General features: G+C 70.5%; 18 protein-coding genes and 1 tRNA gene. 13 read left to right on the forward strand and 6 right to left on the reverse strand.

Going from position 1 to position 18,644, the window contains the following annotated elements:
* The first annotated feature begins 92 nt into the window (after positions 1-92).
* Together ABZ801_RS22670 and ABZ801_RS22675 are read left to right on the forward strand one after the other, a co-directional pair.
* The gene (locus ABZ801_RS22670; protein ID WP_344947030.1) at positions 93-746 is read left to right on the forward strand and encodes a response regulator transcription factor; all 654 of its coding nucleotides are present in this window, start codon (positions 93-95) and stop codon (positions 744-746) included.
* A complete protein-coding gene (locus ABZ801_RS22675; protein WP_360700868.1) occupies positions 743-1,930 on the forward strand; it encodes a sensor histidine kinase in 1,188 nt (395 codons plus the stop codon). Before ABZ801_RS22670 ends, ABZ801_RS22675 begins: the two co-directional genes overlap by 4 nt.
* Here the strand turns inward: ABZ801_RS22675 and ABZ801_RS22680 are convergent.
* Both ABZ801_RS22680 and ABZ801_RS22685 read right to left on the reverse strand, forming a co-directional pair.
* Positions 1,902-3,080 carry a saccharopine dehydrogenase NADP-binding domain-containing protein gene (locus ABZ801_RS22680; RefSeq protein WP_360700871.1) on the reverse strand — a complete coding sequence of 393 codons (1,179 nt, stop codon included), beginning with the start codon at positions 3,078-3,080 and terminating at the stop codon, positions 1,902-1,904. The genes ABZ801_RS22675 and ABZ801_RS22680 overlap by 29 nt on opposite strands.
* 88 nt (positions 3,081-3,168) lie before the next feature.
* Positions 3,169-4,035, reverse strand: coding sequence for a LysR substrate-binding domain-containing protein (locus ABZ801_RS22685; RefSeq protein WP_344947021.1), 867 nt, complete (start codon positions 4,033-4,035; stop codon positions 3,169-3,171).
* Between the two features lie 127 nt (positions 4,036-4,162).
* On the opposite strand from ABZ801_RS22685, the gene ABZ801_RS22690 reads away from it, so the two are divergent.
* From ABZ801_RS22690 to ABZ801_RS22710, 5 genes are all read left to right on the forward strand, one after another.
* Complete coding sequence (locus ABZ801_RS22690; protein WP_360700874.1) at positions 4,163-5,599, forward strand: form I ribulose bisphosphate carboxylase large subunit; 1,437 nt, start codon at positions 4,163-4,165, stop codon at positions 5,597-5,599.
* Entirely contained in the window at positions 5,599-6,036 is a 438-nt protein-coding gene (locus tag ABZ801_RS22695) for a ribulose bisphosphate carboxylase small subunit (RefSeq protein WP_344947015.1), read from the forward strand. The genes ABZ801_RS22690 and ABZ801_RS22695 overlap by 1 nt, the downstream gene beginning before the upstream one ends.
* Positions 6,033-7,016, forward strand: coding sequence for a CbbX protein (cbbX, locus tag ABZ801_RS22700; protein WP_360700878.1), 984 nt, complete (start codon positions 6,033-6,035; stop codon positions 7,014-7,016). The genes ABZ801_RS22695 and cbbX overlap by 4 nt, the downstream gene beginning before the upstream one ends.
* A gap of 69 nt (positions 7,017-7,085) precedes the next feature.
* Positions 7,086-7,994, forward strand: a complete 909-nt coding sequence (locus tag ABZ801_RS22705; protein ID WP_344947464.1) for a PAC2 family protein — start codon at positions 7,086-7,088, stop codon at positions 7,992-7,994.
* A 72-nt stretch (positions 7,995-8,066) separates the two neighbouring features.
* Positions 8,067-8,138: transfer RNA gene (locus ABZ801_RS22710), tRNA-Val, on the forward strand.
* An 835-nt stretch (positions 8,139-8,973) separates the two neighbouring features.
* On the opposite strand, the gene ABZ801_RS22715 is transcribed toward ABZ801_RS22710, so the two are convergent.
* Entirely contained in the window at positions 8,974-9,360 is a 387-nt protein-coding gene (locus tag ABZ801_RS22715) for a hypothetical protein (RefSeq protein ID WP_360700881.1), read from the reverse strand.
* Between the two features lie 409 nt (positions 9,361-9,769).
* On the opposite strand from ABZ801_RS22715, the gene ABZ801_RS22720 reads away from it, so the two are divergent.
* The 6 genes from ABZ801_RS22720 (at position 9,770) to ABZ801_RS22745 (ending at position 16,131) form a co-directional block, all read left to right on the forward strand.
* Positions 9,770-11,251 carry a helix-turn-helix domain-containing protein gene (locus ABZ801_RS22720; protein ID WP_360700884.1) on the forward strand — a complete coding sequence of 494 codons (1,482 nt, stop codon included), beginning with the start codon at positions 9,770-9,772 and terminating at the stop codon, positions 11,249-11,251.
* On the forward strand, positions 11,248-11,802 hold the full coding sequence (locus ABZ801_RS22725) for a flavoprotein (RefSeq protein ID WP_360700887.1): 555 nt from the start codon (positions 11,248-11,250) through the stop codon (positions 11,800-11,802). The genes ABZ801_RS22720 and ABZ801_RS22725 overlap by 4 nt, the downstream gene beginning before the upstream one ends.
* Positions 11,803-12,415: 613 nt before the next feature.
* Positions 12,416-12,679: a hypothetical protein gene (locus tag ABZ801_RS22730; protein WP_360700890.1), complete on the forward strand. Its 264-nt coding sequence runs from the start codon at positions 12,416-12,418 to the stop codon at positions 12,677-12,679.
* A gap of 876 nt (positions 12,680-13,555) precedes the next feature.
* On the forward strand, positions 13,556-15,250 hold the full coding sequence (locus tag ABZ801_RS22735; RefSeq protein WP_360700892.1) for a Hint domain-containing protein: 1,695 nt from the start codon (positions 13,556-13,558) through the stop codon (positions 15,248-15,250).
* A 13-nt stretch (positions 15,251-15,263) separates the two neighbouring features.
* Complete coding sequence (locus ABZ801_RS22740) at positions 15,264-15,671, forward strand: hypothetical protein (protein WP_360700895.1); 408 nt, start codon at positions 15,264-15,266, stop codon at positions 15,669-15,671.
* Between the two features lie 268 nt (positions 15,672-15,939).
* Positions 15,940-16,131: a hypothetical protein gene (locus ABZ801_RS22745; protein ID WP_360700897.1), complete on the forward strand. Its 192-nt coding sequence runs from the start codon at positions 15,940-15,942 to the stop codon at positions 16,129-16,131.
* Here ABZ801_RS22745 and ABZ801_RS22750 read toward each other — a convergent pair.
* The 3 genes from ABZ801_RS22750 to ABZ801_RS22760 all read right to left on the reverse strand — a co-directional run bounded on the left by ABZ801_RS22750 (position 16,106) and on the right by ABZ801_RS22760 (position 18,628).
* Positions 16,106-16,372 carry a GNAT family N-acetyltransferase gene (locus ABZ801_RS22750; protein WP_360700900.1) on the reverse strand — a complete coding sequence of 89 codons (267 nt, stop codon included), beginning with the start codon at positions 16,370-16,372 and terminating at the stop codon, positions 16,106-16,108. The genes ABZ801_RS22745 and ABZ801_RS22750 overlap by 26 nt on opposite strands.
* A 450-nt stretch (positions 16,373-16,822) precedes the next feature.
* The gene (locus tag ABZ801_RS22755; protein WP_360700902.1) at positions 16,823-17,956 is read right to left on the reverse strand and encodes a mandelate racemase/muconate lactonizing enzyme family protein; all 1,134 of its coding nucleotides are present in this window, start codon (positions 17,954-17,956) and stop codon (positions 16,823-16,825) included.
* On the reverse strand, positions 17,957-18,628 hold the full coding sequence (locus tag ABZ801_RS22760) for a GntR family transcriptional regulator (protein ID WP_360700905.1): 672 nt from the start codon (positions 18,626-18,628) through the stop codon (positions 17,957-17,959). It lies immediately after the preceding gene.
* Positions 18,629-18,644: the final 16 nt, after the last annotated feature.

Here is an 18,644-nt window from a genome sequence, read left to right on the forward strand (position 1 = left end):
CCGTGCCCGCTCGCCGCGTCCCCCGATCAGGGGATTCGCGGGGTGAAGCCCTTCCTACTGGCGGGTAGGCAGCGGCTTGTTATCTTTCCCGAATGGGGCCCATTCGCGTCGTCCTGGTCGACGACCACGAGATGATCCTCGCCGGGCTGAAGGCCATGCTGGCGGGCTTCGCCGGGCGCGTGCGCGTGGTCGGGCAGGCGGGCGGCGGGGCGGAGGCGACCCGGCTGGTCACCTCGCTGCGCCCGGACGTGGTGCTGCTGGACGTGCGGCTCGGCCCGGAGAGCGGCCTGGACCTGTGCCGCACGCTGACCCGCCAGGCGCCCGGCTCGCGCGTGGTGTTCCTGTCGGTGTACGACGACGAACAGTACGTGTTCGAGGCGTTGCGCGCGGGCGCCGGCGGCTACCTGCTCAAACGGGTCGACGGGCCGGAGCTGGTGCGGCGCCTGGAGGAGGTGGCGCAGGGCGAGACGGTCGTCGACCCGACGCTGGCGGGCCGGATGGCGGTCACCGCCGCCCGGCTGGGCCGCGGCGAGTTCTGGCCGGGCGCCGAGCGCGGGCTCACCCAGCGCGAGAGCGAGGTGCTGTCGCTGCTGGTCGGCGGGCTGTCCAACCGGGCGATCGCGGCGCGGCTGGTGCTGAGCGAGGAGACGGTCAAAAGTCATCTGCGCGGGCTTTACCGCAAGCTGGAGGTGACCGACCGGTCGGCGGCGATCGCCGTCGCCCTGCGCGAAGGGCTGTTCCGATGACGCGGCCGCCGCTGGAACTGCTCGCCGCGCGCGGGACCGATCTGCTGGTGCGCGTGGTGACGGCGGCGTGCGCGGCCCGGGAGCTGCCGGAGCTGGCCGAGGAGCTGGCCGGGCTCGTGGTCCGGTCGGCCGAGGCGCTGACGTTCTGCGACGTGTACGTCCTGGACGAGGACGACCGGGCGCTGGAGGCCCCCGGCCGCCCGCGCGTGCCGCTGGGCGACGGCGACGCGGGCTGGGTGGCCGCCCACGGACGCGCCCGCCGGCACGCCGACGGACGGGGCGTCGCGATCCCCGTGCACGGCGACGACGCGACCACGATCGCCGTGGTGGACGTCCGTTCCGCCGGCCCCTGCCGGGAGGAGGACGTGGCGCTGGCGGCGGCGCTGGCCGTGCTGTTCGCGCCCGTCCTGTCGTCGTGCCGGCGGCTGCGCGCCGCCGAGGAACGCGAGCACGCCGCCGAACGGTTCGCCGAACGCGCCGTGGAGGTGCAGGAGGCCGAGCGGTCCCGGCTCAGCCGCGAGATCCACGACGGCATCGCCCAGCGGCTGGCCGGGCTCGGGTTCCACCTGTCGGCGGCCGAGCGGGCGCTGCCCGACCACCATCCCGAGGCCGCCGAGCAGATCGGCCTGGCCCGGCGGCTGTGCGAGCTGGCCGCCGCCGAGACCCGCGCCGCGATCGGCGGCCTGCGCCCGCCGGTGCTGGACGACCTGGGCCTGTCGGCGGCGCTGGCCACGCTGGCGCGCGAGGCGGGCGCGGCACGCCTGGACGTCACCGTCACGGTCACCGGGGAGCTGGAGAACGCGCTGCCCGACCACGTGCAGACCGCCCTCTACCGGATCGCGCAGGAGGCGGTGGGCAACTGCCTGCGGCACGCGTCCGCCACCTGCGTCGACCTGCTGCTGGAGCACGACCGGGACCGGGTGCGGCTGGCCGTCACCGACGACGGCGTGGGCTTCTCCATCCGGGACGTGTTCGCGCCCGGCCGCCGTCCCGGCTCCTACGGGCTGCGCGGCATGGCCGAACGCGCCGAGCTGCTCGGCGGCCGGGTGTCGGTGACCAGCCGCCCGGGCGTCGGCACGACGGTCGAGGCCGTCGTGCCGGTGCCGGCCTCCCGGCGCCGCGGCCCGGAGACCGGGCGCGGCGACGCGGAGGGGGTCAGCCTGCCCGCACGACGCGGAAGGTGATGCCCGCCCGCACCAGCCGGTCGAGCAGCGCGTCGCCCATGGCCGCGGCGGGGGTGACCTGCCCCGACGTCTCCGGCAGGTCGTCGTGCGCCAGGCACAGCGCCGACTCGGCGAGCATCTTGGCGGTCTCGTCGTAGCCGGGGTCGCCGCCCGCCACCTCGGTGACCACGCGTTCGCCGCCGCCCTCGCCGACGAACGTCAGCCGGAACCAGCTCTGGGCGCGCGTCTCGGGGGACGGGCCCTGGCCGGGGGCGCGCATCCGCAGCAGCAGCCTGCGGGTGGGCGGGAGCTGCGCCAGCGCCATGGCGGCGGTGGCGCCCGCCGCCATGCCGAGGACGGTGGGCAGCCGCCGCACCGCCAGGTACATGCCGAAGCTGAAGTCGGGGCCGTAACGGTCCAGCGCGGCGGCCGACCGGGACACGATGTCCGGGTCGATGGTCGGCATCGGCAGCGTCCAGCCCGAGCCGAGGCGGGTGTGCGGGACGGGCCGCTGCGACACGCGCACGCGGCGTCCGGCGGGCCACACCTCCGCGTGGCGGCGCTCGCGCCGGGCACGCCACATGCCGGGCAGGTCGGAGAAGATCCCGATCGCCGAGTGCCAGGTGCCGCCGGACGGGTCGACCTTCACCCGGACGAACTCCTCCACCCGCACCGGCACGCCCTCGGGCAGGTGCTTGACGGTGAAGTAGACGCCCAGGTCGTGCGGGATCGAGTCGAAGCCGCAGGCGTGCACGATGCGGGCGCCGCTGTTGACCGCGTCCTCGTGGTGGCGGACGTACATGCGGTCGACGAACGTCGGCTCGCCGGTCAGGTCGAGGTAGTCGGTGCCCGCGCGGGCGCACGCGGCCACCAGCGGCTCCCCGTACCTGGCGTACGGACCCACCGTGGTGATCACCACGCGGGCGGACGTGGCGACGTCCCGCAGCGACGCCGCGTCGGTGGAGTCGGCGTGCAGCAGCGGCAGGTCCTTGCAGGCCGGGTCGATGGCCGCGAGACGGTCGCGCACCGCCTCCAGGCGGCCCCGGTCGCGGCCCGCCAGCGCCCAGCGGGTGCCCGGGGGAGCGTGCCCGGCCAGGTACTCGGCCGTCAGCCCGCCGGTGAACCCGGTGGCGCCGAACAGGACGATGTCGTACGGACGGTCGGCGGTCATGGTGACCCCTTCCCGTGGTGTCGGTTGCTGTGGCGGAGCATGAGTCGAATCCGATTCTGGCGCGCCGCCGCGAGGCGTTCACGGACCCTCAGGCGGGTGTCCAGCCCGGCGCGTCGGTCAGGTGGCGGACGAACAGGCGGGCCGTCGGGGTGAGGGTCGTCCCCGCCACGGCGTGCCAGGGACGGTCCAGCGGCATGCCGGGGGCGTCGACGACGACGAGCCGTCCGCCGGCCAGCTCGGCGCCGACGGCGTCCCGCGACACCAGCGCCACCCCCAGCCCCGCCGCCGCCCCGGCGATCACCGCGCCGTTCGAGCCCAGCACCAGGCGCGGCGGGGCGGCGGCGCGGTCGGCCAGGTACGCCTCGGCCGTCGCCCGCGTGCCCGACCCCGGCTCCCGCATCACCCACGGAGTGGTGCCCAGCGCGAACCCCGCCGCCACCGCGGGGGAGCCCACGACCACCAGCTCGTTGGGACGGCGGGCCAGGACCGTCGCCGGCACGCCCGCGGGCGGGCGTCCGGCCAGCACGAGGTCGGCCTGGTGGGCGGCGAGGCTGCCCCACACCTGGCGGCTCGGCCCCACCTCCAGGGCGACCTCGACGTCCGGCAGGCGCGCGCGGAACGAGGCCAGCAGCTCGGGCAGCAGCTGGTCGGCGGCGGTGGTCACGGCGGCCAGCCGCAACGAGCCGCGGGCCGGGTCGGCCGCGTCCCGGGCCGCGGCCCGTCCCTGCTCCAGCAGGCCGAGCACCTGCCGGGCGTACGCGGCGTAGGCGGCGCCGGCCGGGGTCAGGCGCAGGCCCCGTCCGTCCCGCTCCACCAGCGGCACCCCCACCTCCCGGGACAGCGCCGCGACCGCCGCCGACACCGCCGACTCGGTGACGTACAGCCGCTGCGCCGCCGCCCGCACCGACCCGGTGTCCGCGACCGTCACGAACGACCGCAGCCGCGCCTCGGTCATCCCGCTCCCTCCCGCAGATTCAAACGATCGGTTGATGGTCACCGCCGAAGACTTGATGGACATTGCAAGTATCGGCACGGCAGGCTCGAATCGTCCACCCAACGCAGACCACGGACGGGAGCGGGCGATGAGCAGCGCGGACAGATGGTCGGCGGGCGTGATCCCGTACGCCGAGATGGGCTACTGGCGGCCCGACTACCAGCCCAGGGACACCGACGTGCTGGCGGCCTTCCGGATCACCCCCCAGCGCGGCGTGCCGCCGGAGGAGGCGGGCGCCGCCGTCGCGGGCGAGTCGTCCACCGCCACCTGGACCGTCGTGTGGACCGACCGGCTCACCAGCTACGACAACTACCAGGGCAAGTGCTACCGGGTGGAGGCCGTGCCCGGCCGCGAGGGCGAGTTCATCGCCTACATCGCCTACGACCTCGACCTGTTCGAGGAAGGCTCGATCGCCAACCTGACCAGCTCCATCATCGGCAACGTCTTCGGGTTCAAGGCGCTCAGGGCGCTGCGGCTGGAGGACATGCGCATCCCCGCGCACTACGTCAAGACCTTCCAGGGGCCCGCGCACGGCATCGTCATGGAGCGCGAGTACCTGGGCAAGTTCGGCCGTCCCCTGCTCGGCGCCACCGTCAAGCCGAAGCTGGGCCTGTCGGCGCGCAACTACGGGCGGGTCGTGTACGAGGCGCTGCGCGGCGGCCTGGACTTCACCAAGGACGACGAGAACATCAACTCCCAGCCGTTCATGCGCTGGCGCGACCGGTTCCTGTTCTGCATGGAGGCCGTCACCCGGGCGCAGGCCGCGACCGGCGAGGTCAAGGGCCACTACATGAACGTGACCGCCGCGACCATGGAGGACATGTACGAGCGGGCCGAGTTCGCCCGCGACCTCGGCAGCGTCATCGTCATGATCGACCTGACCGTCGGGTACACCGCGATCCAGTCGATGGCCAAGTGGGCGCGGCGCAACGGCGTCCTGCTGCACCTGCACCGCGCCGGGCACTCCACGTACACGCGGCAGAAGACGCACGGCGTCAGCTTCCGCGTGATCGCCAAGTGGATGCGGCTGGCCGGGGTCGACCACGTCCACGCCGGTACGGTCGTCGGCAAGCTGGAGGGCGATCCGGGCAGCGTCGCCGGGTTCTACGACACGCTGCGCCTGGACCGCGTCGAGGCCGACCCGCACAAGGGCCTGTACTTCGACCAGGAGTGGGCGTCCCTGCCGGGCACCATGCCCGTCGCGTCCGGCGGCATCCACGCCGGGCAGATGCACCAGCTGCTGCACCACCTCGGCGAGGACGTCGTCCTGCAGTTCGGCGGCGGCACCATCGGCCACCCCATGGGCATCGCCGCCGGCGCCACCGCCAACCGCGTCGCCCTGGAGGCGATGATCAAGGCGCGCAACGAGGGCCGCGACTTCCTCGCCGAGGGCCCCGACATCCTCCGCGCCGCCGCCAGGCACAGCCGGGAGCTGGACGTGGCGCTGTCCACCTGGGGCGACGTGACGTTCACGTTCGAGTCCACCGACACACCCGACGTCGTCGAGACCCCTGTGAGCATCTGATGCGCATCACCCAAGGCACCTTCTCCTACCTGCCCGACCTCACCGACGACGAGATCGCCGCGCAGGTCGCCTACGCCCTGGAACGCGGCTGGCCCTGCTCGGTCGAGTTCACCGACGACCCGCACCCCCGCAACACCTACTGGGAGATGTGGGGCCTGCCGATGTTCGACCTCACCGACCCCGCCGGGGTCGTCCACGAGGTCAACGAGTGCCGCAGGGCGTACCCGAACCACTACGTCCGCCTCAACGCCTACGACGCGGGCTACGGGCGGCAGACCACCGCGCTGTCGTTCATCGTGCAGCGCCCGGCGGACGAGCCGGGCTTCCGCGTCGACCGCGAGGAGACCAGCGACCGGCAGGTCCGCGTCCGCCTCCACCCGTACGCGCTCGACCGGCCCCAGGGGTCCCGCTACGTCTCCGCGGAGGGGTCGGATTGAGCGACAGACTCGGATTCGGCATGCGGCCGTCCGAGAACGGTTCCCCGGCGACTCCAACGCCGCCGGGCGCCGGGGAACCGTCGCCTCCTCCGCACGAGCCGCTGCCGCCGGACGCCCGCGTCGACCTGGTGGCCGAACGCGCCGAATCCCACGTCGACGACGTGCTGGACGCCCTCGACGCCGAACTGGTCGGCCTGGCCCCCGTCAAGAGCCGCATCCGGGAGATCGCCGCGCTGCTGCTGGTCGACCGGGCCCGCGCCCGCTTCGGCATCGGCACCGGCCGCCCCAACCTGCACATGTGCTTCACCGGCAGCCCCGGCACCGGCAAGACCACCGTCGCCACGCGCCTGGCCGAACTGCTGCACCGCCTCGGCTACGTCCGCCGCGGCCACCTCGTCTCGGTCACCCGCGACGACCTCGTCGGCCAGTACGTCGGCCACACCGCCCCCAAGACCAAGGAGGTGCTCAAACGCGCCATGGGCGGCGTGCTGTTCATCGACGAGGCCTACTACCTCTACCGCGCCGAGAACGAACGCGACTACGGCCAGGAGGCCATCGAAATACTCCTCCAGGTGATGGAGAACCAGCGCGACGACCTGGTGGTGGTCCTGGCCGGCTACAAGGACCGCATGGACTCCTTCTTCGCCTCCAACCCCGGCATGAGCTCCCGCATCGCCCACCACATCGACTTCCCCGACTACACGCCCCCGGAACTGGAGGCGATCGGGCACCTCATGCTGGAACGCGAGGGCTATGTCCTGTCCGCCGACGCCGTGCCCGTCTTCAGCGACTACCTCCAACGCCGCCGCGCCCAGCCCCGCTTCGCCAACGCCCGCTCCGTCCGCAACGCCATCGAACGCGCCCGGCTGCGCCACGCGGGCCGCCTCGTCGCCGCCGGCGGCACCGCCGGACGCGACGACCTGACCACGCTGCGTCCGGAGGACTTCCTCGCCAGCCGCGTTTTCCCGGCGCGAGAATGATCACGTGAGGGGACCGCCCCGCCATGTCCTAGTGTTGAGTGCGTCGGCATGAGGAATGTGGGGGAGACGGTGCGCAACCCTGAGGATCTGTACGAGCTGGACACCGACCTGCCGGAGCTGTCCGGACCGGTGCTGCTGCACAGCCTCGACGGCTTCGTCGACGCGGGTTCCACCGGGCAGCTCCTGCGCGAGCACCTCCTCGACGCGCTGGACCACCGCGTGATCGCGCGCTTCGACGTGGACTCGCTGCTGGACTACCGGGCCCGCCGCCCGATGATGGTCTACGACCGCGACCACTGGGCGTCCTACGACGCCCCCGAACTGGTCGTCCACCTGCTGCGCGACGAGGTCGGCACCCCGTTCCTCCTGCTCAGCGGCCCCGAGCCCGACCGGCTCTGGGAGGGCTTCACCGCCGCCGTCCGCCACCTGGTCGAACGCCTGGGCGTCCGCCTCGTCGTCGGCTTCCACGGCATACCCATGGGCGTGCCGCACACCCGTCCGGTCGGCCTGACCTCGCACGCCACCCGCTCCGAGCTGATCTCCCGCACCTCCTGGTTCGACAAGGTCCAGGTGCCCGGCAGCGCCGCCGCCCTGCTCGAACTGCGCCTGGGCGAGGCGGGCCACGACGCGCTCGGCTTCGCCGTCCACGTCCCCCACTACCTCGCCCAGGCCGCCTACCCGGCCGCCGCCGTCGCCGCCCTGGAGGCGGTCGTCTCCGCCACCGGCCTGGTCCTGCCGTCCGACCGCCTGCGCGAGGCCGCCGTCAAGACCGACGCCGAGATCGCCGAACAGGTCGCCGGCAACGAGGAGGTCGAGAAGGTGGTGCGCGCCCTGGAGGAGCAGTACGACGCCTTCGCCGGCGCCGCCGACCGCGAGAGCCTGCTCGCCGAGTCCCAGGACATGCCCACCGCCGAGGAGATCGCCGCCCAGTTCGAACGCTTCCTCGCCGAGCAGGACGGCCCCGACTCCCAGCCCTGATTTCGTTTCGCGATCGCACCCCCCGACCGGGTACGCTTGCCCGGTCACCGGGATCACCTCCCGATCCCTTCCGGGCGCATAGCTCAGTGGTAGAGCACTCGCCTTACAAGCGAGGAGTCGCAAGTTCGATCCTTGCTGCGCCCACGCGCAGGGGAAGTGTGGTCGGCGCTGCGCGCCTTCCCCCCCAAGACCCGCAGTGTCCTTTGGGGGGACGACCCCCCAAACCCCCCGTCCGGCCCTCGAAACCGAGCCTGCGTGCCATTAACGTGCCATCAGCCCGTGCGCGCGAGCACTCAGACCATTCCGTCGTCATCTTGATCAGCGTTGTTGATATGGGCGTCGAAGCGATCGCCCGGTAACCGCCCGCCGACTGGTGCTGGCAGATCATCGCGGCCTGCACGCCGTCATGCCCCCTGCGCTCCATGAGGTCAGGCTCGCCCCCGGTGTCGGCCGCGAAGGTGGTGCCCGGGTGCCGAAGATGGGCAGTCGTGCTGGCGCAGGCAGTTGACCGCCCGTACCGGCAGGTCCAGGAATGCCGGTGGACAGTCCAGAGAGATCACACCGGGGAAGCCGATGAGTGACCAGCCCGGCCGGGTGCGCGTTATCCGGAAGCCTGGCCATGCGGCCGACCTACTCCAGTAGCCGCCCCGGATCACCCAGGCTGTCCAACCTCCAGGCACCACACCGGACACGCCAGCGTCACCGAGACGTGCCCCGCGACGTGCGGGCCGACATGCCCGGCGTCGCCTTCGGCAGCGTTACCCAGTTCCGAGGCCACGGCCAGCCCGCCGGATTAAGGATCGCTCCCCGCAATTCCACTGGATCGACCGCTTCCACCAGCCGCCACCGCGGCCCGATCGGGACCATCGCCCACCAGGTGCCCGTCGCCTTCCCGTACCACGCCTGCGCCTCCGGAAAGTCCTGCTTGATCTGTGCCAGCAGCCGCCCATCCACCTCAGACGGCATCCGGCACGGCCGCTCACCCGCCATCACGCAGCCCGCCGTGTGACGCCGCGTCGGCGGAGGGCATCTCCAGGACTTTCGCGATCCGCTCGGCCGCCAGTTCAGCATCGGCCGCCGGACACAACGGCTCCAGATCCGGCGGAGACTGCCGCGTCGGCCCGGCCCACGCCCAGTACCACCACAGTGCCCCGCCGTCATCAGGGTTGCGGCGGCACTGCACCTCCTGCCGCAGGCCCGGACTCACCCGCGCGTAAGGGTTGCTGCCGTCAGGCTCTCCGGCCGGGTTGAGCACACGCACTACACCGTCCCGGTACGCCGTGCCCACCAGGCCCCGCGCTTGTAGTTCTTCCACCAGCGCCGTAACCAGTTCGGCCACCGGCTGATGCTGTGTCGCGTCGTTCATCGCTCCGCCTCCTTGGGGTGGAAGCGGGACCGGCGGCGCGGGGAGATGACCAGCCACCCCACGCGGCCCGGGGGATTAGGCCGCGTACTGCCGCCCGCACCACGCCGCCGGCCCCGCGGCTCGTCACGCCACCTCGGCCCGCGCGGGAGGGGCACAGCGCTCGCAGGGGACCTGCCGACAATCCGGCCAAAGCCCCGCATCCGACGGCCTGAACAGCAGGTAATGCCGGACGGCGGCCCACTTCCAGCCGCGCCCCCCGCAGGCGCCACAAAGGTTCTTCGTCGTCTGCTGCGTCATGCCGTCCACCATCGCCAGCCCGCCGGGCAGGGCCCATTCCGCGGCGATATCACGCGGCGAGATATACGCTCAGTGACAGTAGACGCACCCGTTGCACAAGGGGAGGTGGACGATGCCCCAACGGGCGTCAGACCCGATCGTCATCCCCGATGCGCTGTGGCAGCGACCGCAGATGACCGAGGCTCTTCGTGCCCGCAGTATCGGAGTCGTCTTCCGCCTCGTGCGCCAGTACGCAGGCGCCAGCCAGACTCAGATCGGCATCGCGTGCGGCATGTCTCAGGGCACCGTCAGCGTCTGCATGAAGCAGGGCGGCCGCCAGGTCCAGACCCTGGACGTCCTTGAACGCATCGCCGATGGCCTGGACATGCCCGACGCCGCCCGCATGACCTTGGGCCTGGCACCACGCACCTTCGATCCGAGCGCAGCCCCGACGACCAACGCGACCGTCATCACACGGCGAGATGAGCCCGCGGTCTTGGACGCATCCCGATTCCTGGATTCCCTGGACGTAAATCCCGACGTCCAGCAGGAAGGGCAACCCGTGCGCAGGCGAACGTTCCACAAGATCGCCGGAGCCGGCGTGTTCAACGCGATCCTCGCCGACATCCCCTTAGGCGGCGCCCCGCTCGAAGGCGTCGACGCGTTCGCCGCCGCGCTGGCGGGTTATCCCGATATCGGCAGCCCACCCAGCCGAAACACCGTCGACCTGACCAGGCTGAGCAACGCCGTAGCGGCAGCCAAGCGCAACTACCAGGACTGCCGATACTCCGTCGTCATTGACTCCCTGCCGCGCCTCCTGGTCGACCTGCGCACCGCATGCAAGGCCCACGAGGGAGACGCCCGCCTCACGATCGAGGCTCTGTCGGCCGAGGCGCACCACGTCGCGGCGAGCATCCTGCTCAAGCTCGACCACGAAGGGCTTGCCTGGCTCGCCGCCGATCGCAGCATGCAGGCCGCACGCCACAGCCAAGATCTGACGATCATCGGCTCCAGCGCCCGCATCGTCACCCACGCCCTGATGCACGGCGGACACCACGGCGCCGCCACGCAGACCGCCAGCACGTTCGCCGAACGCATCCACCGCGACGCCGACGACAAGACACCTGCTTTCCTGTCGGTGTACGGCGCCCTCCTGCTACGCGGAGCCGTCGCCGCCGGTCAGCGCACCGACCGCGACACAGCCGCCACCCTGCTGGACGAGGCCGAGGACGCCGGTCGGCAACTCGGCGGAGACTTCAACCACCGCTGGACCGCATTCGGCCCGACCAACGTCCAACTCCATCGCGTCAACATCGCCCTCCAACTCGGCGACGCCGGAGCCGCCATCCACCAGGCCCGCCGAATCAACCTCGATCGCATCCCCCTGACCGAGCGCAAGGCGACCCTCCTCATCGACACCTCCCGCGCCCTGACCCAGTGGGGCAAGCACGACAAGGCATATGACATGCTGCGCTTCGCTCACGGCCTCGCCCCCGAAGAGATTTCGCAACGCCCCTCCAGCCGCCGCATGATGCGCGAACTCATGACAAGCGCCCCGCCCAGCACCAAGCGGGACCTCAGGGAATTCGCCGTACAGATCGGGGTGCGCCTGTGACCGAACCCGACCGCCACCGAGTCCTCTACGTCATCGTGTGCGCCGCCGGCCCTGCCGGCGACGTCGGGAAACTCGTCACACTCGCCCACCAACGAGGCTGGGACGTCCAGATCATCGCCACCCCGTCAGCCCTGGACTTCATCGACGTCCCCGCCCTGGAGGCCCAAACCGGCCGCCCCGTCCGCAGCCAATACCGCAAGCCAGGCGAACCCCGCTCACCCAAGGCCGACGCCATCATCGTCGCCCCCGCCACCTACAACACCATCAACAAATGGGCCGCGGGTATCAGCGACACCTACGCCCTAGGCATCCTCGCCGAAGCCCCCAACCTAGGAATCCCCGTAGTGGTCCTACCCTTCGTCAACACCGCCCTAGCCGCACGCCGCCCCTTCCAAAGGAGTATCGCCGACCTCCGCGCCGAAGGCGTCCGCATCCTCCTGGGCCCCGGCGAGTTCGAACCCCACACCCCCGGCACCGGCGGCACCCATCTAAACGCTTACCCGTGGTCCCTCACTATCAACGAAGCCGACCGCCTGAACGGCATGCGCTAAGCTAAGACCCTCCGGTGCCGCGTCGTTGCCGAATGGCTGTCACATCCAGGCCGCAGGCCGCCAGCCAACGAGTATGGCTGTCCCATTCGGATGTCTACGGCATTGGCAGGCCGCCCGCTCATCTGGTCACGAGTCGCGGCCTTCCCCTTCCGTAGAACGGCGAGAACCGCGACGGCTCCTTTATGACGCACTGCATCACTCATGGTTCCGGCCACGACTCCCACGACAGCGCCCATGAGCCCGGTGCCGATCGCGCTGTCACCGGGTTCGTAGCTGTTCCCCAAGAATCCCCATGCAGCCCCCAGCACGGTGCCGACAAGCAACCCCACCCAACTCCCCATCACTCGCATGCCCTCCCACACCGTCGTCAACTCCCGTGAGCCTTCAGCCAACGCCGTACTCTGTCCAGCCCGGGTGCGCCACGAGCGCACGTGCGAAGCGGTGCTCTCGCCGCCGCACTGGTCCCGCGCTCACGTCGCCCGGAGCGTGCGGCCTGGCACTGGTCATCGGGCGGCGGGGCGAACGGGCCGCGCGCACGCACACCCACCGCCCTGCGCCTGGGAGCAGTCGGCCGGGAGGGCGCGCCGCCGCCCGAGCCGAGCAGTATGGGGGCGTGAGCATTCCCCCAGCGCTCAAGGACGCTTTGCGTGAACTGCGCCGCGTGCGAGCGATGCGCCCAGATGAATCCGCCGACCCGGTTGGGTTCGCGTACTGGCGACTCGACATGGCGGATTGTCTCGATGAACTTGCCCGTCACGTTCTGTACGACGCGGACCGAGAACGGGCAGCCGTCGAAGCCGCCGAGGCCCGCCGAGTAGCAGCCCGAACCCTTGAGGCCCACGGTCACAGGTCTGTCATCCGGGAGAACCTCGCCTGAGGCGTGTTGCCGCCCGGTGTGGAAGATGTGTGGCTCCCTCCGATCCCGAGTCGGCGAGGATGGCGGCGGCCAGAGCCCGTGTAGGGCGCTGCCCTTGACCTTTCGTGATGGCCTACGGCCACCCTTGGCTGAACTCGTCCGCCGCCAAGTAAAGGTCTCGTCGGAGCCGAGTGAGGTCCGGAGTATGGAGGGGCCATTTTCGCGCCGGCATTTCACTACGTGGGCTCGTTGAGGCTTATGGATGTCCTGGGTGTGGCCGACTTCCGTCCTTGGATTACATCGCCGGTGTGGGAGCGCGCCGCATTCAGAGAATGTGAGCCCGTCAAGGCGGGTGCGGTCGTTTGGTAATCTGCGGCACCGCGATTGGGTGCACGTCGAAAGTGAGAATGGGCGGCGTCTGGCCCTTGTTGCGGCGCTGGCCAGGCGTGTGGAGGGCGTCCGGATGCCGGGGCTGCGTTGGATCTGAGTTGGGAGGCGAGCGGGTGATCGTCAGGTGCCATCACGGCCGGGATTTCGCGGGCGAGCGTCTCGGCTAGGGGTGACGGCACTTTGGTGCTTGGTTAGGGGCTGGCCGTCGAGGGGTGCGGTGAGTGCGGCGGTGGGCAATGGGTCGGTGGAGGTGGGGCGGCTTGATGAGCCCCGGCGCCGTGATCACGGAGGTTTGCCTCGTCGGTCGGCGGTAGTCGCCGCGGAGTGGTGCGGTGGCGGGTGAAGTTGCCCCCGTCAGGTGTTGTAATTGATCTTGGTGGGTGTGGAGGCGGGGTGTAAAGATCGTTTGTTTTGGGTCTGGTATTGGGTCTGGGGGCCCGTGTCGGTGGGTCGTTGGGTTGATTTACTTGCGGTTTTGACGGGTTCTTACGGGCCTTGGGGCGCCAGATGCTCAGACGGCTGGGAGATCAGGGTGAGGGCGCGCTCTCCTACATCGCCATCACCCTGCTCGTGGCCGCCGTCGCCGCGGCGATCACGGTGGTGGCCGTCCCGGACACGGTCACGAGGGACATCCGGGCCGCGGTTTGCCGGTTGAGCGGTGGCGAGAACTGCGATCGCGGTGAGAAACAGCCGAGTCCGAGCGCGTCACCGAGCTCCAGCGCGTCACCGAGCTCCAGTGCGTCACCGAGTGTGCCCGTCACGACCCCGGTCGGCGGGGAGTCGCCGGAAGAGCAGGAGTACAGGGCCGCGCAGGACGCCGCGACCAAGGCGGACCAGGAAGCGCGGGCCATCGAGAACGAGTGGAACAACTTCAATCTGCTCAAGGAGATCGCCAAGCTCGGGCTCGACTGGCTGGCCGGCGACATCATCAACTGCATCCGGAAGCCGAATCTCGGTGACTGCATCTGGGGCCTGATCGGGATCATTCCGTGGGGCAAGCTCGGCAAGGCGCTGAAGGCGATCCCCAAGGTGGTCAAGCTGATCGACCGCTTCCTCGACCTCAAGCGGCGGCTGGAGAAGGCCCGTGGTGCCCGCAAGGCCGCCCAGGACCGGCTGAGGAGGGCGCTGGAGGCCTGCCAGGGCGCGGCTCCCAACAGCTTCCCGCCCGGGACCCTGGTGCTGATGGCCGATGGGAGACGAAGACCCATCGACCGGGTCGCCGTCGGCGACCTGGTCTGGGCGGCCGACCCGGAGAGCGGCCGCCACGGCCCGCGGCGGGTCACCCGGACCATCGTCGGCGCCGGTCCCAAGGACCTGGTGGACGTCGTGGTCGACCTCGACGGTGCGCTGGGCGGTCCCACCGCGGTGGTCACCGCCACCGCCAACCACCCGTTCTGGGTGGCGGGCGCGCGCGACTGGATCGACGGCGGCCGGCTGGTGTTCGGCGACATGCTGGCCGCACCCGACGGCCGCCGGGCGATGGTGGTCGAGTCGCGTCGGTACAGAGTCGAGCGGCGCGTCCACAACCTCACGGTCGAGGGGCTCCACACCTTCTACGTGACGGTCGGCGGGCTCGATCTCCTCGTCCACAACGATCCGGCCAAGGGCGTCTGCGACCTGCTCGCCAGGCAGCGTGCGAAGATCAAGAACGACATCGACACCGCCATCAAGCAGGGGCGGCTCGACGCTGCCGACCGCCTCATCGACCAGGCCCAGGCCAACGCCGACGCCGCCCGGGACGCGGCGCGCCGGAGCCCGACCCAGGCCAACAGGGACGCCGCCAACCAGGCACAGCGTGAGGTCGACCTGCTCAAGAACAAGGTCGTCGACTCCAAGGTCGACAAGGCGATGCGTTCCGCCGACGAGGACAAGCGTCTCGAGGCGACCACCGCCAAATCCATTCGCAACATCGTGCGCGACTTCGGCCGCAAGTACGGAAACAACGGCGACCTCGGTGAAATAGACATCGAGACCAACAGGGCAATAATCGAGATCTCGAACGGTCGTAAGGCCAGCAAGACCAACCAGATAACAAAATTGATCAATAATAGGCAGATGAATCCGAACGGCAAGCCGGTGGTCGTGCTCGCCACGCAGTGGTCCGGGAAGCAGATCGCCCAGGCCAGGCAGCTGGGTGCTATCGTGGTGCGCACCGAATACGAGCTCAAGGAGGCTCTTCGCAAGCTGGGCGAGCCCGTCTGAGCGAAGGAGCGCAATGGGGCACGAAGTACTGCTGATATTCGCCGACCCCGTGCACCCCGAGGAGTTCCTCGACCTGGTGGAGGAACTCGGGGGCGTGCGGCGCCCCGACCGCTGGACGAATGGCCGCCTGTCGCGCGGGGACCGGCACGTCTGGGTGACGGTGGCCCCGGACAGCGCCCCCGAGTTCGAACCCGAAGACCTCGTGGAGTACGAGAAGAAGCTGGGCGCCCCCATGCTCGCCTTGGTGGAGTTGTCCATTTCCAGCACCGAGGGCAGTGACGCCGTCGCCATGGAGCTCATCGAGGCGGCGGCTCGTCGCTGGCGCACGGTCGTCGACAACGACCACGGCGAGGTCTTCTCCGTCGACGAACTGCGCGGTATTCCGCCTGAACGCCTGCCCTTCGCCGGCAGACGTCGATGACAACGACGGCGGTCGGAGCCTTTCGGGGGGCGCCCACCGTCCGATCGTCCGACGGTCCTTCTAGTCGATGCTCGACCGGTCAGCCCGGGCGGAGTGCTCGGCGCGTGGGCCGGCCGCTGCGTTCGGCCCCAGCCGCACCAGGTCGTGTATTCCGCTGGAGTTCACCGCCGGCCAGTACGTGCCGGTGCAGACCGCCCGCTGCCGCGCGTGTGGCGCAGGTACTCGCTCGCCAACGCCCCGCGCCCCAACAGGACCCCTGTCCCTGCACGTGCGGGCCGTGCCGGGCGGCTGGGTGAGCGGCGCGCTCGTCCGGCGCACGCGCGTCGGCGACACCCTGCTGCTCGGCCCCGCCCGCGGCACCCTGACGCTCGACCCCGGCTGCGACCGCGACCTGCTGCCGGCCGCGGGCGGCAGCGCGCGCCATGGCTGCTCGGTCATGTCCTGGGGCGGAGGTCCTTGAGGTAGCGCGCGCTGCGGTCGCTCCACTCCTCATAACCGAGATTCCGATAGAAGGGATGCGACTCGGTGCGGCTTCGCGCGCTGGTCACCTCCATGGTGACGCAGCCGAGGTCGCCGGCCGCTTCCTCGGCCGCTTCGACAAGCCGCCGGCCGATTCCCTGCCCCCGCCGCCCGGCTGCCACGACGAGTGCGACGATGCGTCCACAGCGCCCCCCACGCTCCAGGTAGGGAATCGCCGCCACGGCGACCGCTCCACCACCTGGCCACCGCCCTCGGCGACGAGGACGACGCCGGTCGTTTCCTGTGCCCATGTCGCCAAGCGCAGCCGCACGTCATCGATGCTGTTGTCCGGATACCCCAGCTCGGCCAGCAGCGACGCCACCTGCGCCGCGTCATCGAGCCGGGCCCTCCGGACGGTGAACTCCGCCGTTGTGCTCACCGGGATGATCCTCCTCCGCCGATACGCATGTCCTCATCAAGCAGGCCCCGCCCGTGAGGACGCCCGACGAATCTCCCGCGAGGCGCCCCAGGCATGGACGGCCCTCTATCGGCAGCGAAGACCAGCATCACCGATCTGGACGACAAGCGCCGCGCGACGAGGAAGCGGGTTGAAGGGCGGCGCCCGCATGGCTCGGCCGTATGGTCCAGTCCTGGCGGCCTGTGCACGTCAGGTGCTCGCAGTCGGCGTCACATCACCCTCGGACCGATTTCCAGGGCGTGTCGGAGTAGGCGGCGATGGCATCCTCATCGAACTCGAAGCCGATCCCGGGTTCGGTGGGCAGCCGGATTCGTCCGGCTTCCCAGGCGGGCGCGGCGGTAGTGAGCCGGCTGAAGTTGACGGCAGAGTCGTCCGGGAACGTCTCGACCGGTCCAGGGGCGGCAAGGCGGGCGGCGAGGTGGACGTGCAGTTCAGGGAACCAATGTGCATGAACCTTGGCACCGCCCGCTTCGGCGATGTCAGCAATGCGCAAGAAGCCGGAGACGCCGCCGCACGAAGTGCCGTCGACCTGGAGGTCATCGCATATGCCGTCAGTGACGATCGCGTTGAACTCGTGAACGCTGGTGAACGTTTCGCCGAGTGAGATCGCCACACCGCTCAGGTCGCGCAGACGCAGGGCGCCGCGCAGATCGTGAGCCGGTAGCGGGTCCTCGATGAAAAGAGGGTCGGCCGACGCGTAGGCACGGGCGTACGGCAGTGCGTCTCCTACGGTGTCCCAGGCGGCGTTGGCGTCCAGCATGAGTGATACGCCGGGCCCGATCGCGTCTCGGACCGCGAGAACCCTGCGACGTTCGCGGTCGATGTCGAACCGGCCGACCTTGATCTTCACGGCGCGGGCCCCGGCCGCGACGTTCCGGCTGACTTCGGCCAGGAGGGCGTCATCGTCGTCGTCCTCGCCGTAGTAGCCGCCTGCACGGTAAGCGTCGACGTGCGTGGCAGCATATGCGCCGATATGGCGGTGCAGCGGTTGGCCGGCATCGCGGGCGTTGAGATCCCACAGAGCGATGTCCAAGGCGCTCAGTGCCCGTGCGGCGTGCCCCGCCCCCGTGAGCGGGACGTCCGCGTTCCGCATCTTGTGCCAGAGCCAGGCGGTGCGGTGATGGTCCTCTCCGATGAGGAGCGGGGCCAGGACGTCGATGACGGTGGAGGTCGTCAGGTCGCTGCCGCCGTAGCCGGCATAGCAGAAGCCGATGCCATGCAGCCCCGCGTCGTTGATGACACGCACCAGCGTGTAAACGCGCTCGGTGACGCGGCGCGTCGCCAGCGACACCGGACGTGTCAGCGGCACGCGAACCGTGATGGCCGTTATCTCGCTGATCCGTGTCATCTACCGGAACGCCTCATCGGGGAGTGAGAGAACAGTGTCGCGGCTGGCGCGGATGTGCGAACGCATCTCGTCTCTGGCGACCTCCGGCTCACCGGACAGCACCGCGGTGAAGATCCGCTCATGTTCGTGGATCGACAGGCGGGCTCGTGCGTCGGAGAGCCTGCCGCGGAACTGCGCCCGGAAGATCAGTGGTCGCAGCTGGCGGATCAATGCCGTCAGTACCGGATTGCCGGCGGCTTCGGTGACGGCCTCGTGAAAACGGTCGTGATCCCGCAGCTCGGTGGTGTAGTCGGCCGTGTCGTACGTTCGCAGATCGCGCAGCATGTCTTCGCAGGCTCTGCGCACCGCGGGTTCTCCGGAGCGGGCGGCGGCCAGCGCGGCCGCCTCTCCTTCCAGCGCCTCCCGCACTTGGTAGAGATGGCGGACGTCGTCACGTGTCATGGGCCGCACGGAGACGCCCCGGTGCCGTTCGCTGACCACGACACCCTCGGCCATGAGCTGTCCCAACGCCTGACGAAGCGGTCCGCGGCTGACTCCGAACTCGCGAACCAGTTCGATCTCGACCAGCCGTTGACCGGGTGCCAGCCGTGCGCACGCGATGTCGTCGCGCAGTCTCGCCGCGATCTGGGCGACAACCGACTCGCCACTGCCGGATCGCGCCTTCTCGTCCAACCGGTTCCTCCCTCGC

It is taken from the genome of Actinomadura sp. NPDC047616, from assembly GCF_040642915.1.
GTDB classification, from domain to species: domain Bacteria; phylum Actinomycetota; class Actinomycetes; order Streptosporangiales; family Streptosporangiaceae; genus Spirillospora; species Spirillospora miaoliensis.